Below are 21,902 nucleotides of genomic sequence, written 5' to 3'. Positions count from 1 at the left end.
CTTTTAGATTATATTTAGTATATGAAGGTACTTTTAAAATTAGATTTAAATCATTAGGTTAGGGAGACAGACTTGATAAAAATAAAAACTATATCCCCTCATCCACCTTATAAACCGCGATCGCCTCATCCACTGATTCAAAATACTTAACTTGATTATCTCGACCAATAAAGAGTGCCGAGTCGCAGAACTCTTTCAGTGAACCCAGACTGTGGGAGACCATCAGAAAGCTCGATTCCTCGTGGCGGGATTTAAATAAGTCCGCGCATTTTTGTTTAAAACGCGCATCACCGACGGCGGTGACTTCGTCCACTAGATAGTAATCAAACTTAAAGGCCATACTTAGGCCAAAACCAAGGCGAGACTTCATGCCTGAGGAGTAAGTTTTGATTGGCATATCAAAGTATTTGCCGAGTTCCGCGAAGTTTTCGACAAAAGCCACTTTCTCGCGTAATTCGTTTTGGGTCGAGTAGAGTCGGGCGACGAATTTAACATTTTCGCGCCCTGTCAGGCTGCCTTGAAATCCGCCTGCTAGCCCAACGGGCCAAGAGATAGTTTTATCGGTAACCACTTTGCCACTATCAGGCCGATCAATGCCGCCAATGACACGCAATAATGTTGATTTGCCTGAGCCGTTACGGCCAATCAGTGCCACACTTTTGTTGGAGGGGAACTCGACATGCAGATTTTTAAAAACATAATGGCGGCCCGCTGGAGTGCGGTAGGATTTAGTGAGATTTTCAATTCTGATCATGAGGTTAGCATCGCCTCTTCGCCGTTACGGTACAGCACTAATCCGACAAACAGGCTCACCAAAGCACAGAATGCCAGATAGGGTAAGCTGACACCTTCACTGATATAACCCGGAACAACGGCTTCACGGCATAATTCGACGGCATGAACTATTGGATTCCACAGGATGTACGGCCAATACTCTTTGGGGATTGAATGTAGTGGGAACATGATGCAGGAAATAAAGTAGAGCGGTTTTAGCAGGATGGGTAAAAATTTCTCTGTTTCGGGGAAGGTTTTTCCTATCACCATAAAAATCAAGCCGACGCCACAGGAGAAAATAATGAGCAATAACCAAACGAGAACCAACGAAATCAGGTTAACGACTTCAAACTCCTCGCCAAACAAGCCGACGATGGTCATCAGTAGTACATAAACGACCGCATAGATCAGTGATTCTAAAATGGCACGGGCAATTATGGTGTCGATGGGTCTTACTGGCCGGTAGTTAAACAAGCCCTGATTGGCTTCTATGGCACCAATCGAGCGGTTGCTGATATTGATGAAGACAAAGTAGGGGATAATCCCGTTAATCAAAAAAACCGGGAAGGAGATATCTGGCATGGTGCGGTTCATAATGTAGCCGAAAATACCCAGCAGAATGAGCATGTGAGCCATCGGCTCTAGCGCCGCCCAAAGATAACCAAGACGAAATTTGCCAAATCGGGTCTTAATCTCTCTTAGAAATAAGGCGTTAATGGCTGCTTTTTGTACTTCTAAACCACTACGAGACATCTGCTGTTATCCAAAAATAATTAATCTGTTTTTTCCACGCTACCGCCCCTGATTGACAACGACCAGTATGCTGAAAAACAAAAAGAGATCACGCCATATTGATATAGCGGAAAATATCCATGCCAAAGGATGGCGGTATTTATATGTGTGCCGTGAAAATAGGAGGTAATTTTCTGGTATGATCGTAGTTCTAATGTTTTATATGCGTACGATACCGCAGGGTATGGATTATGTAAAGACCATTAAAATCGTATGTTTTAATTTGACTGTTTCATTCTTATACTTTTTGCGAAATATCTTGGTTTTGTAAGAAAATTCTCACAATAAATACTTCTTATTTAACGCATTGTTTTTTATTGTATTTTTGTTTTAAGTGTTTTGGGTTTCTGCGTTGTTAATAATGTTGGAATTAGGAATCCCCTTACCTTTTCAGGTAAGGGATGGTTGTTTTATCTTTTGTATTTATATATCTACGACGCTTTGTATCGCAAGTGTGTTTGCGGTTTTTTATTCATGACTGATGCATTAAAGATAATAGGATTAATAAAGATTCTAAGCGCGGAAATAAGGTCATTCTCGTTCTAACGCCCTAATTGGGTCCATTTCTGCTGCCTTTTTCGCGGGAAATAAACCAAAAATCACACCAATTAAGCTGGAACAGATAAATGCGGTGATAATGGAGGTCGCCGAGTAAACCATCGAAAAGCTGCTGCTGAACTGACTGAACAACAGACCGATGCCCAGTGATAGTACTACCCCGATGCAGCCGCCGAGCAGACACACTAGAACCGCTTCAATCAAGAATTGCTGCATAATATCGCTAGCCCTAGCACCGACCGCCATCCGCACACCAATCTCTTTCGTGCGCTCTGCGACGGAGACCAACATGATATTCATCACTCCAATACCGCCGACCACTAATGAGATAACGGCAATCATCGATACCAGCAATGTCATGGTTGAGGTGGTTTTCTCGATGGTCTGGCGGATGCTATCCGTGTTCATCACGAAAAAGTCCTGTGTGCCGTGACGTTGGGTCAGCAGTTTGGTTACCCCCTGTTCGGCATTCGCTAGATCAATATCATCATTGACTCGCACAGTAATACTTCGCAGATAGGATTGCCCCAGCATACGACTCATGGCGGTGGTGTAAGGTATCCACACATTCAGATTTTCATCACTGCCAAAGCCGCTCTGTTTTTTGGCCGCCACCCCAATCACCCGACAGGGCAGGGAGCCGAGCAGCACCACTTTACCCAAGGGTTTTTCGCCATTGGGAAACAGCTTATCGCGCGTATTTTCATCAATAACCGCTTCTTGCATCAGCCCATCGACACTGGCACGGGTAAATGCCATCCCTTGCGCAATGCTATAGCCGCGCACCATAAAGTATTGCTCACCGACACCATTCACTGTGCCACTGACCGATTTATTGCCGTAGCGCAGAGTGGTACTGGTGGAGACTGCGGGTGTCACGCTGTGGATATAGCCCTGTTTCGCGAGGGCATCGGCGTCGGTGGCCCGCAAAGTTTGAATGGCCGCAGAGCGCATATCGCCGAAATCTTTACCGGGGAAAATCTCCAGCGTGCTGGTGCCCATCGCATTGATATTGGCGAGTACCTGCTGTTGTGACCCCTTGCCCAGCGCCACGACGGAAACCACGGATGCAATGCCGATAATGATCCCTAGCATGGTTAGCAGGGTGCGAAGGCGCTGCGCAGCCATCGCCAGTGTTGCCATTTTGAACGCCTCTCGCAGACGGTCTCGTTGGGCTTTCCAAGGCGATAGAACGGTTTTTGGGGCCGTCTGGGGGGCTATTTCTGCTATGCTGTTCGGGCGCTGTTGCTCTTGCGGTACAGCTTGTTGCTGGGTTCTATCCGCAATTATCTCGCCATCCCTTAGCTCGATAATCCGCTGGGCATGTTCCGCAATCGACATATCGTGAGTGACAATCACCACTGTATGGCCTTGTCGATGCAGCTCTTTAAGGATGCTTAAGACTTCATTGCCGCTGTGAGTATCAAGAGCGCCCGTGGGTTCATCGGCCAGAATAACCTCGCCGCCATTCATCAGCGCTCTGGCGATACTGACCCGCTGCTGTTGCCCGCCGGAGAGTTGACTTGGGCGATACTCCAGCCGATCCGCCAGTCCGAGGCGGGATAAGAGAGCACTCGCACGCTGGTGCCGCTCTTCACGATCAATGCCCGCATAAATCGCCGGTATCTCCACATTTTCTCGGGCACTTAAATCATTCAGTAAATGATAGCGCTGAAAAATAAAGCCGAAATGTTCGCGGCGTAGCTCGGCGAGTGTGTCGCTGTCCAAATGCTGCGGGATACGCCCGGCCACCAGATACTCTCCTGAGCTGGGTTTGTCCAGACAGCCAAGAATGTTCATGAGTGTTGATTTACCGGAACCGGATGCCCCGACAATCGCTACCATTTCGCCGCTGTAAATCGTCAAGTTGATGTTTTTCAGCACGCGAACCCTCTCTTCACCACTGATAAACCAGCGGCTCACGTTGTCGAGCTGAAGCAAAATCTTGCTTGGGTTAAGGTCAGTCATCCGTTACATCCCCATCGGCGGGCCCATACGCTGGGCCTTATTGTTGTTGGTGGTGGTGGCCGTCGCTTGGCTCACAATCACCTGCTCCCCGGCTTGCAAACCGGAGATAATCTGGGCTTCGACATTGTTGTTTAGCCCGACACTGACTTCGCGCACACTGACTTTGCCGTTGTCGCTGACCACCTGAACCTGAGGCTTTCCTTGCCGAGTTTCCAATGCCGTGGCGGGGATCACCACGGCGTTTTCGGCTTTATGCAGCACGATATAGACCTGCGCTGTCATCGAAATACGTAATGCACCGTGCGGGTTTGCCACATCAAATAGGCCGTTATAGTAGATGGCGGTAGTGGTGGACGTGGTGCTGCTACTGGAGCTTGATGAGGTGGTGGTCTCATCATTTATTGAGTCAGGGGCGGGTTCTATGGCGCGTAATGTGGCGCTGAAGCGCTGTTCAGGCTCGCCTAAAATAGTGAAGTAAACGGGCATACCGGCTTTGACTTTGACCACGTCCGCTTCAGAGATCTGCGCTTCGACAGTCATGGTATCAAGCTGAGCGACCTTAATAATGGTGGGCGCGCTTTGTACCGCGTTGACGGTTTGCCCCTCTTCAACCGGAATCGCCACTACTGTACCGGCGATCGGCGAGCTGATTTTGGTATAACCAAGATTAAGTTTGGCAGTATTGACGGCGATTTCGGCCTGCGCAATTTGAGCATCCAGCGCATTTATTTCAGCTTGAGTGCTCTCTAGTGTCGCTTTGGCGCTATCAAAATCGGCCCGTGCGGCGAGGCCCTTGGCGAGGATTTGCTGCTGGCGCCGATAGGTTAACTGGTTATTCTTCTGTGTCGCGACTTTCGCCGCGCGTTGCGCTAACACATTTTTCAGTGCTTCTTGTGCATCTTTCAGGGCATTTTGCTGCGTAAGATCATCAATTTCGGCGACTAACTGGCCTTTTTCAACTTGCTGTCCTAGGGTGACATGAAGGGCTTTGATCTGCCCTGAAACTTGTGCGCCAACAGTGACCTGTTTTTTTGCCTTGATGGTGCCATCAGCCAAAACAGTCTGTTCCAGTGTGCGGGTTTCAGCCGCAGCGGTGATATAGCCGGGTTTATCCGCCGGAGAGATCAATTTGAAGAGCAGCACACCGCCAGCGAGCAACAGCACAACCGCCAACCCAATAAAGCGACGTTTCGATCGGATAACCTGTAGCATATTTAATCAAAAATCCTTGAACCACAATGAAGAGAATGGTGAAGCCAAATGCAGGGGGATAATTTACCGCCAAGCAGGCTGGGGGGTGAGTTAAGTGGGATTCAAAATTATGTAAGGATTGAGTAAAACCGGCTGCGTGCGCGTCAAATAGGCATGAAAATAGCTGAAATCAGGCAGGAGAGTTAGAAAATGAAGATTTTGTTAGTCGATGATGATGTTGAACTGGGCACCATGTTGCGGGAGTACCTGAGCGGCGAGGGATTTAATGCTGAGCTGGTATTAACGGGTAAAGAGGGCATTGATCGTGCCTTGTCCGGTGACTATACCGCCTTGATCCTCGACATTATGTTGCCTGATATGAGTGGTATCGACGTGTTGCGGCAAGTGCGTAAAAAAAGCCGTTTACCGATCATTATGCTGACGGCCAAAGGCGACAATATTGACCGAGTTATCGGTCTTGAAATGGGGGCTGATGATTACATGCCGAAGCCATGTTATCCCCGTGAGCTAGTGGCGCGGTTGCGCGCAGTATTGCGCCGTTTCGACGAACATCCAGACTTATCGTCTACTGATGACGGCGTGATTACACACGGGGATTTGACACTCAACCCGTCAACCCGCAGCAGTGAATGGCAAGGGACGTCATTTGATTTGACCGCCTCAGAATTTAATTTACTGGAATTGCTGTTGCGTTCGCCGGATCGCGTGGTGACCAAAGATGAGTTATCGGATAAAGGGTTAGGGCGACCACGGGAAGCTTATGACCGCAGTGTTGATGTACATATCAGTAATATCCGCCAGAAGTTGGCCGCGCTGCCGGGGAACACCCTGAATATCGAAACGGTACGCAGTATTGGCTATCGCATCAGATAATCCCCATAAATGAAGTGAGATAGCCTATGCGTGGACGATTGTTCTGGAAAATCCTGTTGGGTTTCTGGGTGACCTTTATTTTAATGACCCAAATGTTGTGGCTGGTGTTCTCTTTCTACGGGAATCGCCATGAGCCACCGGAGCGCGAAAGGGTCCGGCAGCTTGCCAAGTTACAGGTGGTGTCAGCCGCTTCGGTAGTGCATTCCGGCGGCTTGCCTGCACTGAATACCATGATGGCCGACTGGCCAGCGGCAGATAAAAACCAGTTATCAGTCTCGCCCGCCACAATGATTGTGCCAATGACTGAAGCTGTCCCCGAGGGGAAAACCGCGCCCACAGGTAATGAGGCTGCATCTCATCGCTCGGAAGTCATCAGTTGGACTCAAGGTCCCGATGGGCAGGGGTATCGTATCAGCTATAACATTGATGGATTGCAGGGGGGAGGGGAGCCGAGAGAGAAACGACGTGAAATACTCAATATTCCGATCCCGATGATCTGGATGGGGCTATTAGGCGGCCTGTTCTTCAGCGCGTTACTTGCCTGGAATCTGACGCGGCCGATGCGCCAGTTGCGGGCCGGTTTTGAGCGGGTGGCACAGGGCGATTTGTCAGTACGATTATTGCCTGTGATGCGTCGTCGCCATGATGAGCTGACCGAAGTGGCGCGTGACTTTGACTCAATGGCTGAGCGCCTTGAGGTGCTGGTCAGCGCCCGTGAACAGTTACTGCATGATGTCTCTCATGAGCTACGTTCGCCGTTGGCTCGTTTGCAATTGGCTATCGGCTTGGCGCGCCAAAACCCCAGCAAGGTGGAGAACTCACTACAGCGCATTGAGCATGAGTCGGAGCGGCTAGATAAGATGATTGGCGAGCTATTGGCGCTATCACGTGCCGAAAACCACGATTTGTCTGATGACGATGAATATTTTGACCTGCACGAATTAGTGAAAGTGGTGGTGAATGATGCCCGCTATGAGGCGCAGGTGCCGGGAGTGGACATTCTGCTACAAGTCGCGCCGCAGCCCGTCGAGTATACGGTGAAAGGCAATGCCGAGCTGATGCGGCGGGCGATTGATAATATCGTCCGCAACGCGTTGCGTTTCTCCGCTCAGGGCCAGCAGGTCAAAGTGACGCTTTCACCCGTTGAGAAGAATTACCAGATTCAGGTGGCAGATCAAGGGCCGGGGGTAGAAGAGAGCAAGTTATCCTGCATTTTCGATCCTTTCGTGCGTGTAAAATCAGCGATGTCTGGCAAAGGCTACGGCTTGGGGCTAGCCATTACGCGCAAAGTGATTCTGGCCCTTGGTGGGCAGGTAGAAGCCAGAAATGGCGAACAGGGCGGATTGGTGATTACACTGCGGGTGCCGCGTTGGGTTGCAGCAGATTAATGTGTTTTAGCTGACAATGGATTTTAGCTAATAAAAAGGGATTTTAGCTAACAAAAACGGCACCCGTGGGTGCCGTTTCTTATTCGTAGCAAGAAAAGTTACTTCTTAATACGGATGATTGGCGTCTCACCTACGGTGACACTACCGGACAATTTGATCAGCTCTTTGATCTCGTCCATGTTGGAGATAACAACCGGCGTCAATGTAGACTTGGCTTTCTCTTCCAGCAGGGCCAGATTGAACTCAATAACCACATCACCTTTCTTGACGCGTTGACCCTCTTCAGCGATGCGTTTGAAGCCTTCGCCTTTCAGTTCAACAGTATCAATACCGAAGTGGACGAACAGCTCAATGCCGCTGTCTGATTCGATAGAAAAAGCATGGTTAGTTTCGAAAATTTTACCAATGGTGCCGTCAACAGGAGCAACCATTTTGTTGCCTGAAGGCTTGATGGCAATACCATCACCAACGATTTTCTCTGCAAATACAACATCAGGAACATCTTCGATGTTGACGATTTCGCCAGACAATGGTGCAACAATTTCAATAGTACCACTGTCTTTTTTATCATCTGAAACCAGTGATTTCAGTTTATCGAACAAACCCATGATCTTCTCCTAAGTATTTATATTGGGCAGCGTTCCAGTATCGTGGAATTAGCAGAGCGTCTTTTCTTCAATGAATGTGGTAACCAAATCCATCAATTCCTTCGCTGTCGGTTGAGCCAATGCCTGCTCCGCCAACACTTTCACATCTTCGAAATTCGTATTACGGATAATTTTCTTGATGCGTGGGATCGAAATCGCACTCATGCTGAACTCATCCAGCCCCATGCCCAATAGCAACAGTGTAGCACGTTCGTCGCCAGCAAGTTCACCGCACATTCCGGTCCACTTACCTTCAGCGTGAGATGCATCAATAACCTGTTTGATCAGGCCCAATACCGATGGCGACATTGGATTATAGAGATGAGAAATCAGCTCATTACCACGATCTACTGCCAGAGTATACTGAGTTAGATCGTTTGTCCCAATACTAAAGAAGTCAACTTCTTTAGCTAAATGGCGAGCGATGACCGCTGCCGCTGGTGTTTCAACCATCACACCGACCTCGATAGTCTCATCGAAGGCTTTATTTTCTTCACGCAATTGGCTCTTAAGCAGCTCAAGTTCTGCTTTCAGCTCACGTACTTCTTCAACCGAAATGATCATCGGGAACATAATACGCAATTTACCGAATGCTGATGCCCGCAAGATGGCGCGCAACTGAGCGTGCAGAATCTCTTTGCGATCCATAGCAATACGGATGGCGCGCCAGCCCAGGAATGGGTTTTCTTCTTTCGGCAAGTTCATGTACGGCAGGTCTTTATCTCCGCCGATGTCCATAGTACGGACGATAACGGCCTGAGAACCCATAGCTTCCGCAACGGCTTTATATGCCTGGAACTGCTCTTCTTCCGTCGGCAGTGAGTCGCGATCCATGAACAGGAATTCGGTACGATACAGACCCACACCTTCAGCGCCATTACGTTCAGCGCCGGCGATATCACGCACAGTACCAATGTTGGCAACCACTTCAACCTGATGGCCATCAAGCGTGATAGCTGGCAGGTCTTTCAATTTGGCCAGATCATTTCTCTCGGTGATGTACTGATTTTTCACCGCTTTCAACTGCTCAATAACGTCGGCAGTCGGGTTTAAATAGATTTTGTTGTTGACCGCATCAATGATCAAATAGTCGTCATTCTGGATTTCTTTGGTCGCATTGGTCGTCCCGACGATAGCCGGTAATTCCAATGAGCGGGCCATAATGGAGGTGTGAGAGGTACGGCCACCTAAATCGGTGATGAACCCTAACACTTTATCCAGATTCAGCTGCGCGGTCTCTGACGGTGTCAGATCGGCGGCAACCAGAATCACTTCATCCTGAATCGCACTTAAATCGACAATGTTCAGGCCGAGAATGTTCTTCAGCAGGCGCTTACCGATATCACGTACGTCAGCGGCACGTTCTTTTAGGTATTCGTCATCCAGCTCTTCCAGAGCTTTTGCCTGGCCTTCAATCACTGAATAAGCGGCTGCATCGGCAGTGGCATGCTCATCTTTGATGAGGGCTATGATTTCCTGCTCAAGCTCTTCGTCTTCCAACAGCATGATATGCCCTTCGAAGATGGCAGCTTTCTCTTCGCCGAGGCTTGCTTCAGCTTTGGTCTTAATCGCTTCCAACTGTTCTGCGGCTTTGGCCCGGCCAGTTTTGAAACGCTCGACTTCCTGCTCCACTTGGTCAGCAGAGATCTTTTTCCGGTTGATAACAATCTCATCTTCTTTCAGCAAAAGTGCTTTACCAAAAGCGATACCCGGTGATACTAAAATGCCTGAAATCATAACCCTACCTTACTCTTGACTGGTGTTAACTTAAAAAGCGCGCGTGATTACTCAAGCTCTGCCATCAGTTTTACCAGATGCTCAACAGCTTTCTTCTCATCTTCGCCTTCAGCAGAGATCGTAACAACAGTACCTTGGGTCAGGCCCAGAGTTTGCAGTTTGAACAGGCTCTTGGCGCTAGCGCTTTTACCGTTGGAGATCACAGTAATTTCAGACGCAAAGCCTTTTGCTTCTTTTACGAACTGGGCAGCAGGGCGGGTATGCAGACCGTTTGGTGCAGTAATAGTAACTTCTTGCTGGAACATTGTATTTCCCCAACTTATTGGATTTATGTTGTGGAGCTAAAGTCTAGTGTAGAACCTAAACTTTAGCCTGTATTGGTGCGCGTAAACGAGATGCCGTGACTCGCGCATGACTATGCCTCAACCACTGGCAAGTCACAAAGACAGTTTCTGATGCAACCTGAATTCAGGTCTAAAATCGGCACTGCCATCTCTAAGAATAATGCTCTCTTTGCGTTATGTCTTCAATCAGCGTGAGTTGATGACATTTTTTGTCGCTTTGCATAACGCATTGCATAATAGATAAATCGATTCAGCCTGAGAAGCACCGGAGATACGATTAATTTCGTGTATCAAAATAATTGTCCGGTTAAATACTAAACCCAGAGGCTAAAATCAATCTTTATGTAGTAAAAACTTTGAAGTACGCCACAAAAAAAGCACCCATGCGGGTGCTTTTTTAGCATTTAGTGCGACGGCGTGACTACTGTTGCAGCTCTTGCTCAGTGAACAGATCTGCGAACAAAGCCGTGCTTAAATAGCGCTCACCCGAGGACGGAAGAATAACCACAATTGTTTTGTCAGTAAAGCCATCTTCTTCAGAAAGTTTGACTGCCGCAGCCACCGCAGCACCGGAAGAAATACCGGCCAAAATACCCTCTTCATCCATCAACCGGCGGGCCATGGAGATAGCTTCGTCATTGGTGACCAAAGCGACACGATCGACGAGTGTTAAATCGAGGTTGCCGGGAATGAAGCCAGCACCGATACCCTGAATTTTATGTGGACCGGGTTTGATTTCCTGACCTGCCAATGCTTGAGTAATCACCGGAGAGTCAGTTGGCTCTACTGCAACCGTGGTAATCGCCTTACCTTTGGTGTTTTTGATGTAGCGGCTAACACCTGTCAAGGTGCCGCCTGTACCGACACCCGCGATAAAGACATCGACTTCGCCATCGGTATCTTCCCAAATTTCCGGGCCAGTGGTTTTCTCATGAATCTCTGGGTTTGCTGGATTGCTGAACTGCTGCAAAATAAGGTAGCGGTCTGGGTCAGTCGCTTGAATTTCTTCCGCTTTAGCGATGGCCCCTTTCATTCCTTTAGCGCCTTCAGTCAGCACCAGATTGGCACCTAGCGCTTTGAGCAGCTTGCGGCGCTCGATGCTCATGGTTTCAGGCATGGTCAGGGTTAATTTGTAACCGCGTGCGGCGGCAACAAATGCCAGAGCAATACCGGTATTGCCGCTGGTCGGCTCTACCAGTTCTTTATCTGTCGTCAGAATGCCGCGTTTTTCAGCATCCCAAATCATATTTGCGCCGATACGGCATTTAACGCTGAAACTTGGATTGCGTGATTCAACCTTTGCCAAAATGCGTCCGTTACCGATACGGTTCAAACGAACCAGCGGCGTATGGCCGATTGTTAAAGAGTTGTCTTCATATATCTTGCTCATAGCCCGTCCTTTAACTCTATGAAAATGTAGGAAACGTTCAAAGCATACGCTAACAGTATGGCTATGGAAGTAAGTAATTGGTATATCTATATGTTATTAAGAAATAAGTTTTAATCCCAATAACAAGGGCGTGGCTGTCACGCCCTTAGACGATCATCGTGATGGTTGAATAAACTGGTCACGATAGCGATCAACCCACATTGCTGTGGCACCGCAGACCGCAACTGGCATAATCACCAGATTCAAGAATGGAATCATGGTAAATAAGCTCACCAGTGCACCAAATTGCAAGTTATCGACTTTATCCTGACGCAACGCACTGCGCATCTCCTGAAAACTCACTTTATGGTTATCAAAGGGATAATCGCAATATTGGATTGATAGCATCCAGGCACTGAATAAGAACCACAGAACCGGAGCCACTGTTTGACCGATGCCCGGAATAAAGTACAGCAGCAACAGCACCAAGGCCCGTGGCAGGTAGTAAGCCAATTTGCGCCATTCACGCGCCATAATGCGCGGTAGATCCTTCACGATACCCATAATGCCCGTGTCTGGCAGGGGCTTACCGGTCAGGCTGGCTTCCAGTTGCTCGGCCAGTAACCCGCTAAAGGGGGCCGCGATAAAATTAGCCAGAGTACTGAACAGGTAACTGAACACCAGTAGCACTGAAATCACCATCACGGGCCACAGCAAATAACTCAGCCACTGTAACCAGTCGGGAACATAGCTCATTAATTGTGGCACCCAGTCACCTATCCGATTGAATAACCACCAAAAAGCGCCGCCCATCAGCAGAATATTCACCAGCAAAGGCAAAATAACGAATCTCTTGATGCCCGGACGAGTAATCAACTGCCATCCTTGGGCAAAATAATGGACACCACTCACCTTTTTTACCGTTTTTTGCGTATACGCCATGCCATTCAGTTCTCTATAAGCTTATCGACCCGCGTATCATATCGGTATGATTTCCCACTGCATAGTCACATATTGTGCGAAAAATGAGCGAAACATCTAGCATAATCATCTTTCTTCGAAGAAAATTGAGCACGGACTTGCACTTGTGTTCGTTGGGAAATAGAGTTAAAGGGTGAATGTTTGCCGCGGTGGCAATGTATTGGAACAACAGAGATAGTAATGATGCAGGATTTGCGTCTGATATTAATCGTTGTTGGCGCGATCGCCATAATAGCGTTGTTATTGCATGGTTTATGGACCAGCCGTAAAGAACGCTCGTCACTTTTTCGCGATCGCCCAGTTAAACGTCTGAAACAAGAACGTGTTGAAACCCCAATCGAGAGTCTCGATGAAGGGGTAGGAGAAGTGCGCGTCCGCACTGCTCATCCACAGGAGAAGCCTTCGTTTAGTCACATTGATGACGATGACGAAGAAATGCCGGTTATTCAGCACACTGAAACCAAGCCGGCTCAGGTGAAGACAGAGTCTCGTCAGCAGCCTTTTGCTTCAGTGCAAACAGAATATGACGACCCTCTTTTGGGTGGGCTATCTGCTGAGCAACCACCGCATGAATCACAGCGTGATCCTTTGCTTGGATCGGTTGACGAATCCTATTCACAACCGCGACACGTAGAGCCACAACATGCGGCAGAACCTGCACCTCGCGCGGCTCCACAGCCAGAACCTGTTGTTCCCGCCCCTGAGGTGAAACAGCAAAAACTGAAAGAAACCGTTTTGGTACTGCATGTTGCAGCACATCACGGTGGTGCTTTGGGCGGCGAGTTGCTGCTACAAAGTGTTCTTCAGTCTGGTTTCCAGTTTGGCGAGATGGGTATTTTCCATCGACATCTTAGCCCAGCCGGCAGTGGCCCCGTATTATTCAGTCTTGCGAATATGGTAAAACCGGGTTCCTTTGACCCTGATACCATGGCTGATTTTTCAACGCCGGGTGTCTCAATGTTTATGATGGTGCCATCTTATGGCGATGCACATCAGAACTTTAAGCTTATGTTGCAATCTGCCCAACGTATTGCCGATGATGTCGGTGGTGTAGTGTTGGATGATGAGCGCCGCATGATGACCCCGCAAAAACTGGAAACGTATAAGGCCCGCATCCGCGAAGTGCTGGATGCAAACGCAACCGCCTAATCACGTTGCCTCGCAATGAATCGAATTAACCCGAACCCCCGCATGCCGGGGGTTTTTTATCTTTGATGGTGAGCTATGGAATCGATAATTCAGCAAATTAATCAACTAAGAACCTCATTGCGCCATCACGAACATCAGTACCATGTGTTAGATGCCCCAGAGATCCCTGATGCTGAATATGATCGTCTGATGCAGCAATTGCGCGATTTGGAAGCACAACATCCCGAATTGATCACCAGTGACTCACCGACACAGCGGGTGGGGGCTGCACCTCTCGATGCATTTGAGCAGGTTAAACATGAAGTCCCGATGCTCTCTCTCGATAACGTCTTTGATGAAGAGAGCTATTTGGCTTTTGATAAACGGGTACATGATCGCCTGAAACGCGCGGAACCGCTGACTTTCTGCTGTGAACTGAAGTTAGATGGTCTGGCGGTCAGTTTACTGTATGAAGAGGGCGAATTGGTCAGAGCGGCAACCCGTGGTGACGGAACGACGGGTGAGAATATTACCGCGAATGTGCGTACTATTCGTGCTATTCCACTGCGCTTACAGGGGGATAACATCCCACGGCGGGTTGAAGTGCGTGGTGAAGTCTTTATGCCGCAAGCGGGTTTTGAGCAACTGAATGACGAGGCGCGCCGCAAAGGTGGCAAAGTTTTCGCCAACCCCCGAAATGCTGCTGCTGGATCGTTGCGCCAGCTCGATCCCCGCATCACGGCCAAACGGCGATTGGCCTTCTTCTGTTATGGCGTGGGTTTGCTAGATGGCGGCGAGCTTCCCCGCAGCCATATCCAACGCCTGATGCAATTTAAAGCTTGGGGCTTACCGGTCAGTCATCGCGTGAAGCTCTGCACCGGCAGCGAGCAGGTGATTGCTTTCTATCGACAGGTTGAACAAGACCGCGCAAGTTTAGGTTTCGATATTGATGGGGTAGTCATCAAGGTTGATGATCTAGACTTACAAGAGCAGTTAGGCTTTGTGGCGCGCGCGCCTCGCTGGGCGACTGCGTTCAAATTTCCCGCTCAAGAACAGATAACTCAAGTCCGTGAAGTGGAGTTTCAGGTGGGGCGCACGGGGGCTATCACGCCAGTTGCCCGCCTTGAGCCGGTGCAAGTGGCGGGTGTGATTGTCAGCAATGCGACACTGCATAATGCCGATGAAATTGAACGCCTTGGCTTACGTATCGGCGATACCGTCATTGTGCGCCGTGCGGGTGATGTGATCCCGCAAGTGGTGGGTGTGGTGATGGAACAACGCCCGCAAGATGCGCAAGAGATCCTCTTCCCAGAGCACTGCCCGGTGTGTGGTTCTGATATTGAACGGGTGGAAGGAGAGGCGGTTGCTCGTTGTACCGGTGGCCTGTTCTGTGCTGCGCAACGTAAAGAGGCACTCAAGCACTTTGTTTCCCGCCGGGCGCTGGATGTGGAGGGAATGGGCGATAAAATTATCGAGCAACTGGTGGAAAAACAGTATGTCGAGAATCCTGCTGACTTGTTCGAACTGACGGCAGGTAAACTGACCGGGCTGGATCGGATGGGGCCGAAGTCTGCACAAAATCTGATTGTGGCATTAGATAAAGCAAAACAGACTACATTTGCGCGCTTCCTGTATGCCTTGGGTATCCGCGAAGTGGGCGAGGCGACGGCGGCTAATTTGGCAGCGCACTTCCGTAATATGGCCAATTTACGTGCGGCTGATATCGACGCACTCAAAAGTGTGCCAGATGTGGGTGAGGTGGTGGCTAAACACGTGCTGAACTTCCTCAGTGAGGAGCACAATCAGAAAGTGATCGAGGCGCTGGAGAAGGTGATCAGTTGGCCGGAGCCGCAGCAGATTATTGCTGAAGAGATCGACAGCCCGTTTGCGGGTAAAACGGTCGTCTTGACGGGCTCATTGACAATCCTTTCGCGGGACGAGGCGAAAGATCGTCTGACCGCCCTAGGGGCAAAAGTGAGCGGCAGTGTCTCCAAGAAAACGGATCTGGTGATAGCCGGTGAGGCTGCGGGTTCAAAATTGGTCAAAGCGCAGGAACTGGGGATCACCGTCATTGATGAAGCAGAAATGATCCGTCTGCTGGGTGAATAGTTCTAACATCAGAGGGCAGGATGGAAAAAGAGAATCTAATTGAGATTGCCAATACCCGAATGCCTTTTGGTAAATACCAAGGACGGGTATTGATTGATTTGCCTGAAGAGTACCTGCTGTGGTTCGCCCGCAAAGGTGAATTTCCGCAAGGCAAGCTGGGCATGTTGATGGAGCTGACACTGACCATCAAGGTGGAAGGTTTAGATAGCTTGGTCAAACCGCTTAAACGGGGCTAAAACGTGGCGATGGGCGCTATCCGTCCATCGCCAATGTATTGTTTTGTCGGACAAAAATGGCATTAAATATAGACGTCAATCTGGTTTTGAGCAGAAGGGCGGTTGACCCCATCACCTGTCGGTGTACTCGGGCTCACTGTGTCGTCCTTTCCTTCTTTCGCTTTTTCCGCTTCCTGTGCCTCAATGCGAGCAACTTGAGCTTGCAGCGCCGCAATTTGACTCTGAATTTGTTGCTGCTGTTTTTGTAACTCATCAGCGGTCAAGCCAGAATCTTTTAAGGTGCTTAATTTTTCTGTCAGTTTTTGAATCTGCTGATTAAGCGACTTAATTTGTGCGGCCGTGCTGCTGTCTGAAGAGCTACTGCTGCTCACTGAGGTAGAGGCGGCTGAAATCGTATTCGACATCATTATTCCTTAGAAAAACGTGGATAGAGTAATGCTTATCGACGGCAGAATATTAACCTTTAACGCTCTAGGGCTGTTTTACACAATCTTATCACTAACTTATCACTTGGCGTTTTTATGAGTGCCAAAACAGGGCGCTGAGCCGCTAAACCACCAAGCGCAATTCGGGCCAATGTCGTTGCCAATCTTTACTATTGATGCGCTGGTGATAGGTGTCGATATCCCCATTTTTCGCATTCAAAGTAATGGTGTGGGTAAACAGCGCATCTAACCCTAGCGGTGCCACCAATTCGATATCCCCATTTTCTTTGAGTCTGGCACCAATCGCCGTTTCCACTTCAACCCAATAGCTGATGGCATCTTCTGTGCTGTTATAAGGCAGGCGGCCACTGCGCAGATGCATTCTGGCCTGATTTTTTACTGACCAGGGGAAGGGGGGATGCTGGGAGAAGCTGTGCTGCTGTAACTGTGCTTCTAACTGCAAATCATGTTGTTCGCTGATGTTCTGCTCATCAAAATAGACTAAGTCAATATCATTGAGTGGTGTCGGGGCGCGGTGTCCATGCAACTGATCCCACACGAGATTGCGAACAAATCCAGCCGCTAGGCACCACTGGCTCAGCCCGAGCTTACGCGCAATAGACAATGCCTGCATACGATAAGAGTCAGCATTGAGCCATTGAATGATTTGTTGTTGTTGCTGGTTCATGAGCTATTCCTAAGATAATCAATGCCGTTAGAGAGTATGCAGGGTAACAGGGGTCAATGACAAAATGGAGAGTGGCTGGTTTTATGGCAAGTTGAAGCAGAGACGCGTGATAAGGGTTAGCATTAGATAGCAAAAAATCGGCCATAAGCCGATTTTTTAAAGAGTGGTGGAGCTAGACGGGATCGAACCGTCGACCTCTTGCATGCCATGCAAGCGCTCTCCCAGCTGAGCTATAGCCCCACAAATGTGGTTGTTCGTGATGATTTATCTCTGTGCCACCCATCTTACCCACTTGATTACGCAATAAAACGTCGCTAATCAAAAAGTAAAATTTGGTGGAGCTAGACGGGATCGAACCGTCGACCTCTTGCATGCCATGCAAGCGCTCTCCCAGCTGAGCTATAGCCCCAATGCGCACATAATAAATCGTGTGAACGGGGCGCATGATATGAAACCACTGAAACAGTGTCAACGGCTAATTCGATTTCTCGCGTTAAGCGCTGAAAAAGCCGCCAAATCAGTCAGCAAACAGCATAATAAATGGAATCCTGCTCACAATTAATAACGCTATCCACATAAAAAAGGCGGCTGAGTCGCCGCCTGATCATATTGAGAGTACTACGTTTTACTGCTGAGCTTCGCGTTCGCTGATAAAGGCCAGTGCTTTATCAATTCGAGCCAGTGAACGAGCCTGACCGATAGCATGAACAGTGACGTCCATCCCCGGTGATTGGCCTGCACCCGTGACAGCAACACGCAACGGCATGCCCACTTTCCCCATACCTACACCTAATTCGTCAGCGGTGCCTTGAATGGCGTGGTGTACGTTTTCGGTGGTCCAGTCAGTGATGGCCGCGAGTTTAGCTTTGACAGCTTCGAGCGGCTGGCGTGCAACAGGACGTAAATGTTTTTTAGCGGCATCAACGTCGAACTCAGCAAACTCTTCGTAGAAGTAGCGGCAAGATTCCGCCATCTCTTTCAGTGTCTTACAGCGCTCGCCCAGTAGCTTAACAATTTCAACCAATTCAGGGCCGTTACGTGTATCGATACCCAACTGCTCCACATGCCACGACAACTGCACAGCAACATGTTCTGGCGGCAAGCTATTGATATAGTGGTGGTTCAGCCATTGCAGCTTTTCAGTATTGAAAGCACTGGCTGATTTGCTCACCGCATCGAGAGTAAAGAGCTCGGTCATTTCGGCAACAGAGAAAATCTCCTGATCGCCATGTGACCAACCCAAACGCACCAAATAGTTCAGCAAGGCTTCTGGCAGGTAGCCGTCATCGCGGTATTGCATGACGCCAACTGCACCGTGACGTTTAGACAGTTTTTTGCCGTCATCCCCCAGAATCATTGAAACGTGAGCATATTCAGGAACGGGTGCGCCCAGCGCTTTTAGAATATTGATCTGGCGAGGTGTATTGTTGATATGGTCTTCACCACGAATAACATGCGTGATCTCCATATCCCAGTCATCGACCACGACACAGAAGTTATAGGTGGGTGAACCATCAGTACGACGGATGATTAAATCATCCAGCTCTTGGTTACTGAATTCGATCGGCCCACGGATTTTATCGTCGAAAATAACGGAGCCTTCTTGCGGGTTACGGAAACGCACTACCGACGGCTCATCTGCACCATGGGTACATTGGCTATCACGGCAGCGGCCATCATAGCGAGGCTTCTCGTTATTAGCCATTTGGGCCTCGCGCAGCTCATCCAGACGCTCTTTCGAACAGTAGCAACGATAGGCCGTGCCCTTTTCTAACATTTGGTCAATCACGGCATTGTAGCGATCGAAACGTTTGGTCTGGAAATACGGGCCTTCATCCCAATCCAGATTCAGCCAGTTCATACCGTCCATAATGGCGTCGATAGCTTCCTGAGTTGAGCGCTCAAGATCGGTGTCTTCAATGCGCAGAACAAATTCACCGCCTAAATGACGGGTGAATAACCAGGAGTAGAGTGCAGTACGTGCACCACCTACATGGAGATAGCCGGTAGGGCTGGGGGCAAAACGGGTTTTGATTTTCATTGGGATCAATGCCTTATTACGCTACGCCAACCAGCAGACACTGGCTGTTGCTCGAAATTCGAAAAAGTAGGCGTCATTCTACCACCCTGTAGTAATTCCTCAACGATGTTACCGACATGCAATTGATGATTACTGACAGATATAGCTAAACAAACGCTCATAGCGGCGATAAATATCGCATCCTGTTTAAATTTGCGGCGAACGGTTGTTTTCGTTTTAAAAACCGTTGACTCACTTCGAACTATCCCTATAATGCGACTCCAACAACACGGCGGGGCGATTAGCTCAGTTGGTAGAGCATCTCCTTTACACGGAGGGGGTCATCAGTTCGAATCTGGTATCGCCCACCAAACTCGACGCGTTGTGGATTAAAGTAGTAAAAATGAGATAGATGAGGGCGATTAGCTCAGTTGGTAGAGCATCTCCTTTACACGGAGGGGGTCATCAGTTCGAATCTGGTATCGCCCACCACTCATCACTCATTGTTTTAAGGCATTAAGATTCAAATAGGTAGAAGTGGGCGATTAGCTCAGTTGGTAGAGCATCTCCTTTACACGGAGGGGGTCATCAGTTCGAATCTGGTATCGCCCACCACTTCTTTTATTTGTATCACGCTATAAATGCATCACCATAATAGTGGGTCGTTAGCTCAGTTGGTAGAGCAGTTGACTTTTAATCAATTGGTTAAAGGTTCGAGCCGAGCGAAGCGAGACAGCAACGCGTCAGCGTTGACCCGAAGGGCGAATCCGCAGGATGAGTAATCCCGCACGATAAGCACTAAAAATGTCAAGTAAGTCTATATAATGGGTCGTTAGCTCAGTTGGTAGAGCAGTTGACTTTTAATCAATTGGTCGCAGGTTCGAATCCCGCACGACCCACCATTATATCAAGTACCTCTTCTATTCCCCAAAACTTATACGTCGCAAACAACCCAGAATCGTGTGGGTGAGACCCTGCGTGCAGGTTCGAGCCGAGCGAAGCGAGACAGCAACGCGTCAGCGTTGACCCGAAGGGCGAGGCCAGAGGCCGAGTCATCCCGCACGGCCCACCATTATGTAGCAGTACAAGTTATCCCGCACGGCCCACCATTTATCAAGTTTCCAGTTATTCCCCTTAAACACCCAACACCCAACACCCAACACATTCCCCAATCTGTCATATCCCAAACAGACCATCATTCAAACAAATTCCCCATCACCGAATTGCAGACATAAAAAAAGACGCCGTAGCGCCTTTTGGAGAGTTTTTTCTGAAGCTTAGAGCACTAGGCCCGCGATAGAGGCGGACAGCACACTGACCAGCGTAGAGCCGTACAGCAGTTTCAAGCCAAAGCGAGAAACGACATTGCCTTGATGTTCATTCAGACCCTTAATCGCACCGGCGACGATACCGATAGAAGAGAAGTTAGCGAATGAAACCAGGAATACGGACAAAATGCCCACACTGCGTGGTGACAGTTCTGAGGCGACTTTCTGTAAGTCCATCATTGCTACGAATTCGTTAGAAACCAGCTTGGTTGCCATGATACCGCCGACCTGCAAAGCTTCATGAGTCGGTACACCCATGACCCAAGCAAACGGGAAGAACACATAACCTAGAATCCCCTGGAAGCTAATCCCGAACAACAGGCTGAATAAGGCATTCATTGCGGCAATCAATGCAATAAAACCAATCAGCATGGCAGCAACGATAATGGCTACTTTGAAACCGGCTAGGATATATTCACCCAGCATTTCAAAGAAACTTTGGCCTTCATGCAAGTTACTGAGTTGTAACTCTTCTTCATCTTCCGCTTTATACGGGTTGATCAATGACAACACGATAAAGGTACTGAACATGTTAAGCACCAGTGCCGCGACCACGAATTTCGCGTCCAGCATTGACATATAAGCACCCACAATCGACATAGATACTGTCGACATTGCGGTTGCTGCCATGGTGTACATACGTTTTTCAGACATTTTGCCCAAAATGTCTTTATAAGCGATGAAGTTTTCAGACTGACCCAGAATCAGTGAGCTGACAGCGTTGAATGATTCCAACTTACCCATGCCGTTAACTTTGGATAATAAAGTACCAATAATCCGAATAACAATCGGCAGCACTTTGATGTATTGCAGAATACCAATCAAAGCAGAGATAAAGACGATAGGGCATAACACTCTCAGGAAGAAGAAGGCGAGACCTTTATCACCCATATTGCCAAAGACAAAATCAGTACCGGTCGCGGCAAATCCAAGTAATTTGTCGAATAAACCGGCGAATCCTTTCACAAAACCTAATCCAACTTCCGAATGAAGGAAGAAATACGCCAACAACACTTCAATAACCAGCAATTGAATAACAAACCGAATGCGAATGCTTTTACGATCTTTACAGATCGCTAAAGCTAATATGGCCACCACGACTAAGGCCAACGCAAACTGCAGAATATGGGACATGTGTGCTCCAAATTTGAGGCAGGCTAGATTTTGGTGGACATTTTATGTAACGGCTACATTAAAAACGAGATGTAGGCTGCAAATATAGAAATTCGTTTTCATAAATGCAAACAAATTAGCGGAGTTGATCACAAAAAAAATCGCTGCTAAACATTTGCTACGCCAGTAGGTTAGCTATGCTAGTTTAAATT

At 48.6% G+C, this 21,902-nt stretch carries 18 protein-coding genes, 6 tRNA genes and 2 other RNA genes; 11 read left to right on the top strand and 15 right to left on the bottom strand.

Features of this window, described 5'->3' with window-relative positions:
- Positions 1-88: 88 nt before the first annotated feature.
- The 4 genes from HRD69_RS19190 to HRD69_RS19175 form a co-directional block, all read right to left on the bottom strand.
- The gene (locus HRD69_RS19190; RefSeq protein ID WP_032815372.1) at positions 89-754 is read right to left on the bottom strand and encodes an ABC transporter ATP-binding protein; all 666 of its coding nucleotides are present in this window, start codon (positions 752-754) and stop codon (positions 89-91) included.
- Positions 751-1,527, bottom strand: coding sequence for an ABC transporter permease (locus HRD69_RS19185; protein WP_004877178.1), 777 nt, complete (start codon positions 1,525-1,527; stop codon positions 751-753). Before HRD69_RS19185 ends, HRD69_RS19190 begins: the two co-directional genes overlap by 4 nt.
- A gap of 570 nt (positions 1,528-2,097) precedes the next feature.
- Complete coding sequence (locus HRD69_RS19180; protein ID WP_004877180.1) at positions 2,098-4,092, bottom strand: MacB family efflux pump subunit; 1,995 nt, start codon at positions 4,090-4,092, stop codon at positions 2,098-2,100.
- 3 nt (positions 4,093-4,095) lie between these two features.
- Complete coding sequence (locus HRD69_RS19175) at positions 4,096-5,304, bottom strand: efflux RND transporter periplasmic adaptor subunit (RefSeq protein WP_004877182.1); 1,209 nt, start codon at positions 5,302-5,304, stop codon at positions 4,096-4,098.
- A 189-nt stretch (positions 5,305-5,493) separates the two neighbouring features.
- Here HRD69_RS19175 and HRD69_RS19170 point away from each other — a divergent pair, with 189 nt between their 5' ends.
- Positions 5,494-6,177 carry a response regulator transcription factor gene (locus HRD69_RS19170; RefSeq protein WP_004877185.1) on the top strand — a complete coding sequence of 228 codons (684 nt, stop codon included), beginning with the start codon at positions 5,494-5,496 and terminating at the stop codon, positions 6,175-6,177.
- 26 nt (positions 6,178-6,203) lie between these two features.
- Positions 6,204-7,565, top strand: a complete 1,362-nt coding sequence (locus HRD69_RS19165; protein WP_004877188.1) for an ATP-binding protein — start codon at positions 6,204-6,206, stop codon at positions 7,563-7,565.
- A 98-nt stretch (positions 7,566-7,663) separates the two neighbouring features.
- On the opposite strand, the gene crr is transcribed toward HRD69_RS19165, so the two are convergent.
- The 5 genes from crr to cysZ form a co-directional block, all read right to left on the bottom strand.
- Positions 7,664-8,173, bottom strand: a complete 510-nt coding sequence (gene crr / locus HRD69_RS19160; protein WP_004392561.1) for a PTS glucose transporter subunit IIA — start codon at positions 8,171-8,173, stop codon at positions 7,664-7,666.
- 48 nt (positions 8,174-8,221) lie between these two features.
- Positions 8,222-9,949: a phosphoenolpyruvate-protein phosphotransferase PtsI gene (ptsI, locus tag HRD69_RS19155; RefSeq protein ID WP_049610650.1), complete on the bottom strand. Its 1,728-nt coding sequence runs from the start codon at positions 9,947-9,949 to the stop codon at positions 8,222-8,224.
- A 47-nt stretch (positions 9,950-9,996) separates the two neighbouring features.
- Complete coding sequence (gene ptsH, locus HRD69_RS19150) at positions 9,997-10,254, bottom strand: phosphocarrier protein Hpr (RefSeq protein ID WP_004393588.1); 258 nt, start codon at positions 10,252-10,254, stop codon at positions 9,997-9,999.
- A 460-nt stretch (positions 10,255-10,714) separates the two neighbouring features.
- Positions 10,715-11,683, bottom strand: a complete 969-nt coding sequence (cysK, locus tag HRD69_RS19145) for a cysteine synthase A (RefSeq protein ID WP_004877754.1) — start codon at positions 11,681-11,683, stop codon at positions 10,715-10,717.
- A gap of 153 nt (positions 11,684-11,836) precedes the next feature.
- Positions 11,837-12,604 (bottom strand): sulfate transporter CysZ, encoded by a 768-nt coding sequence (cysZ, locus tag HRD69_RS19140; RefSeq protein ID WP_004877755.1) that lies wholly within the window; start codon positions 12,602-12,604, stop codon positions 11,837-11,839.
- A 219-nt stretch (positions 12,605-12,823) separates the two neighbouring features.
- Here cysZ and zipA point away from each other — a divergent pair, with 219 nt between their 5' ends.
- The 3 genes from zipA (at position 12,824) to HRD69_RS19125 (ending at position 16,116) form a co-directional block, all read left to right on the top strand.
- A complete protein-coding gene (gene zipA, locus HRD69_RS19135) occupies positions 12,824-13,792 on the top strand; it encodes a cell division protein ZipA (RefSeq protein ID WP_004877756.1) in 969 nt (322 codons plus the stop codon).
- Positions 13,793-13,867: 75 nt separating this feature from the next.
- Positions 13,868-15,880 carry an NAD-dependent DNA ligase LigA gene (ligA, locus tag HRD69_RS19130; protein ID WP_004877758.1) on the top strand — a complete coding sequence of 671 codons (2,013 nt, stop codon included), beginning with the start codon at positions 13,868-13,870 and terminating at the stop codon, positions 15,878-15,880.
- A gap of 20 nt (positions 15,881-15,900) precedes the next feature.
- A complete protein-coding gene (locus HRD69_RS19125; protein ID WP_004877760.1) occupies positions 15,901-16,116 on the top strand; it encodes a DUF3820 family protein in 216 nt (71 codons plus the stop codon).
- Positions 16,117-16,178: 62 nt separating this feature from the next.
- Here HRD69_RS19125 and HRD69_RS19120 read toward each other — a convergent pair whose 3' ends face one another.
- The 5 genes from HRD69_RS19120 to gltX all read right to left on the bottom strand — a co-directional run bounded on the left by HRD69_RS19120 (position 16,179) and on the right by gltX (position 19,270).
- Positions 16,179-16,520, bottom strand: coding sequence for a FlxA-like family protein (locus HRD69_RS19120; protein ID WP_032815526.1), 342 nt, complete (start codon positions 16,518-16,520; stop codon positions 16,179-16,181).
- 145 nt (positions 16,521-16,665) lie between these two features.
- On the bottom strand, positions 16,666-17,229 hold the full coding sequence (locus HRD69_RS19115; protein ID WP_004877764.1) for a nucleotidyltransferase family protein: 564 nt from the start codon (positions 17,227-17,229) through the stop codon (positions 16,666-16,668).
- Between the two features lie 164 nt (positions 17,230-17,393).
- Positions 17,394-17,469, bottom strand: a tRNA-Ala gene (locus HRD69_RS19110).
- Positions 17,470-17,562: 93 nt separating this feature from the next.
- Positions 17,563-17,638: transfer RNA gene (locus tag HRD69_RS19105), tRNA-Ala, on the bottom strand.
- 216 nt (positions 17,639-17,854) lie between these two features.
- Positions 17,855-19,270, bottom strand: a complete 1,416-nt coding sequence (gltX, locus tag HRD69_RS19100) for a glutamate--tRNA ligase (RefSeq protein ID WP_004877766.1) — start codon at positions 19,268-19,270, stop codon at positions 17,855-17,857.
- Between the two features lie 274 nt (positions 19,271-19,544).
- On the opposite strand from gltX, the gene HRD69_RS19095 reads away from it, so the two are divergent.
- From HRD69_RS19095 to HRD69_RS19070, 6 genes are all read left to right on the top strand, one after another.
- Positions 19,545-19,620 (top strand) — tRNA-Val (locus HRD69_RS19095).
- Between the two features lie 45 nt (positions 19,621-19,665).
- A tRNA-Val gene (locus HRD69_RS19090) sits at positions 19,666-19,741 on the top strand.
- Between the two features lie 47 nt (positions 19,742-19,788).
- A tRNA-Val gene (locus HRD69_RS19085) sits at positions 19,789-19,864 on the top strand.
- Positions 19,865-19,915: 51 nt separating this feature from the next.
- A non-coding RNA gene (locus HRD69_RS19080) (RtT sRNA) lies at positions 19,916-20,048 on the top strand.
- A gap of 27 nt (positions 20,049-20,075) precedes the next feature.
- A tRNA-Lys gene (locus HRD69_RS19075) sits at positions 20,076-20,151 on the top strand.
- A 44-nt stretch (positions 20,152-20,195) separates the two neighbouring features.
- A non-coding RNA gene (locus tag HRD69_RS19070) (RtT sRNA) lies at positions 20,196-20,321 on the top strand.
- Positions 20,322-20,526: 205 nt separating this feature from the next.
- Here the strand turns inward: HRD69_RS19070 and HRD69_RS19065 are convergent.
- Positions 20,527-21,711 carry a NupC/NupG family nucleoside CNT transporter gene (locus HRD69_RS19065; RefSeq protein WP_004877768.1) on the bottom strand — a complete coding sequence of 395 codons (1,185 nt, stop codon included), beginning with the start codon at positions 21,709-21,711 and terminating at the stop codon, positions 20,527-20,529.
- Positions 21,712-21,902: the final 191 nt, after the last annotated feature.

Origin of the sequence: Yersinia mollaretii ATCC 43969, from assembly GCF_013282725.1 — a bacterium.
Classification (GTDB): Bacteria; Pseudomonadota; Gammaproteobacteria; order Enterobacterales; family Enterobacteriaceae; genus Yersinia; species Yersinia mollaretii.
Note: the sequence above shows the minus strand (reverse complement) of the source record. Positions and strands in the feature narration are given on the sequence as shown.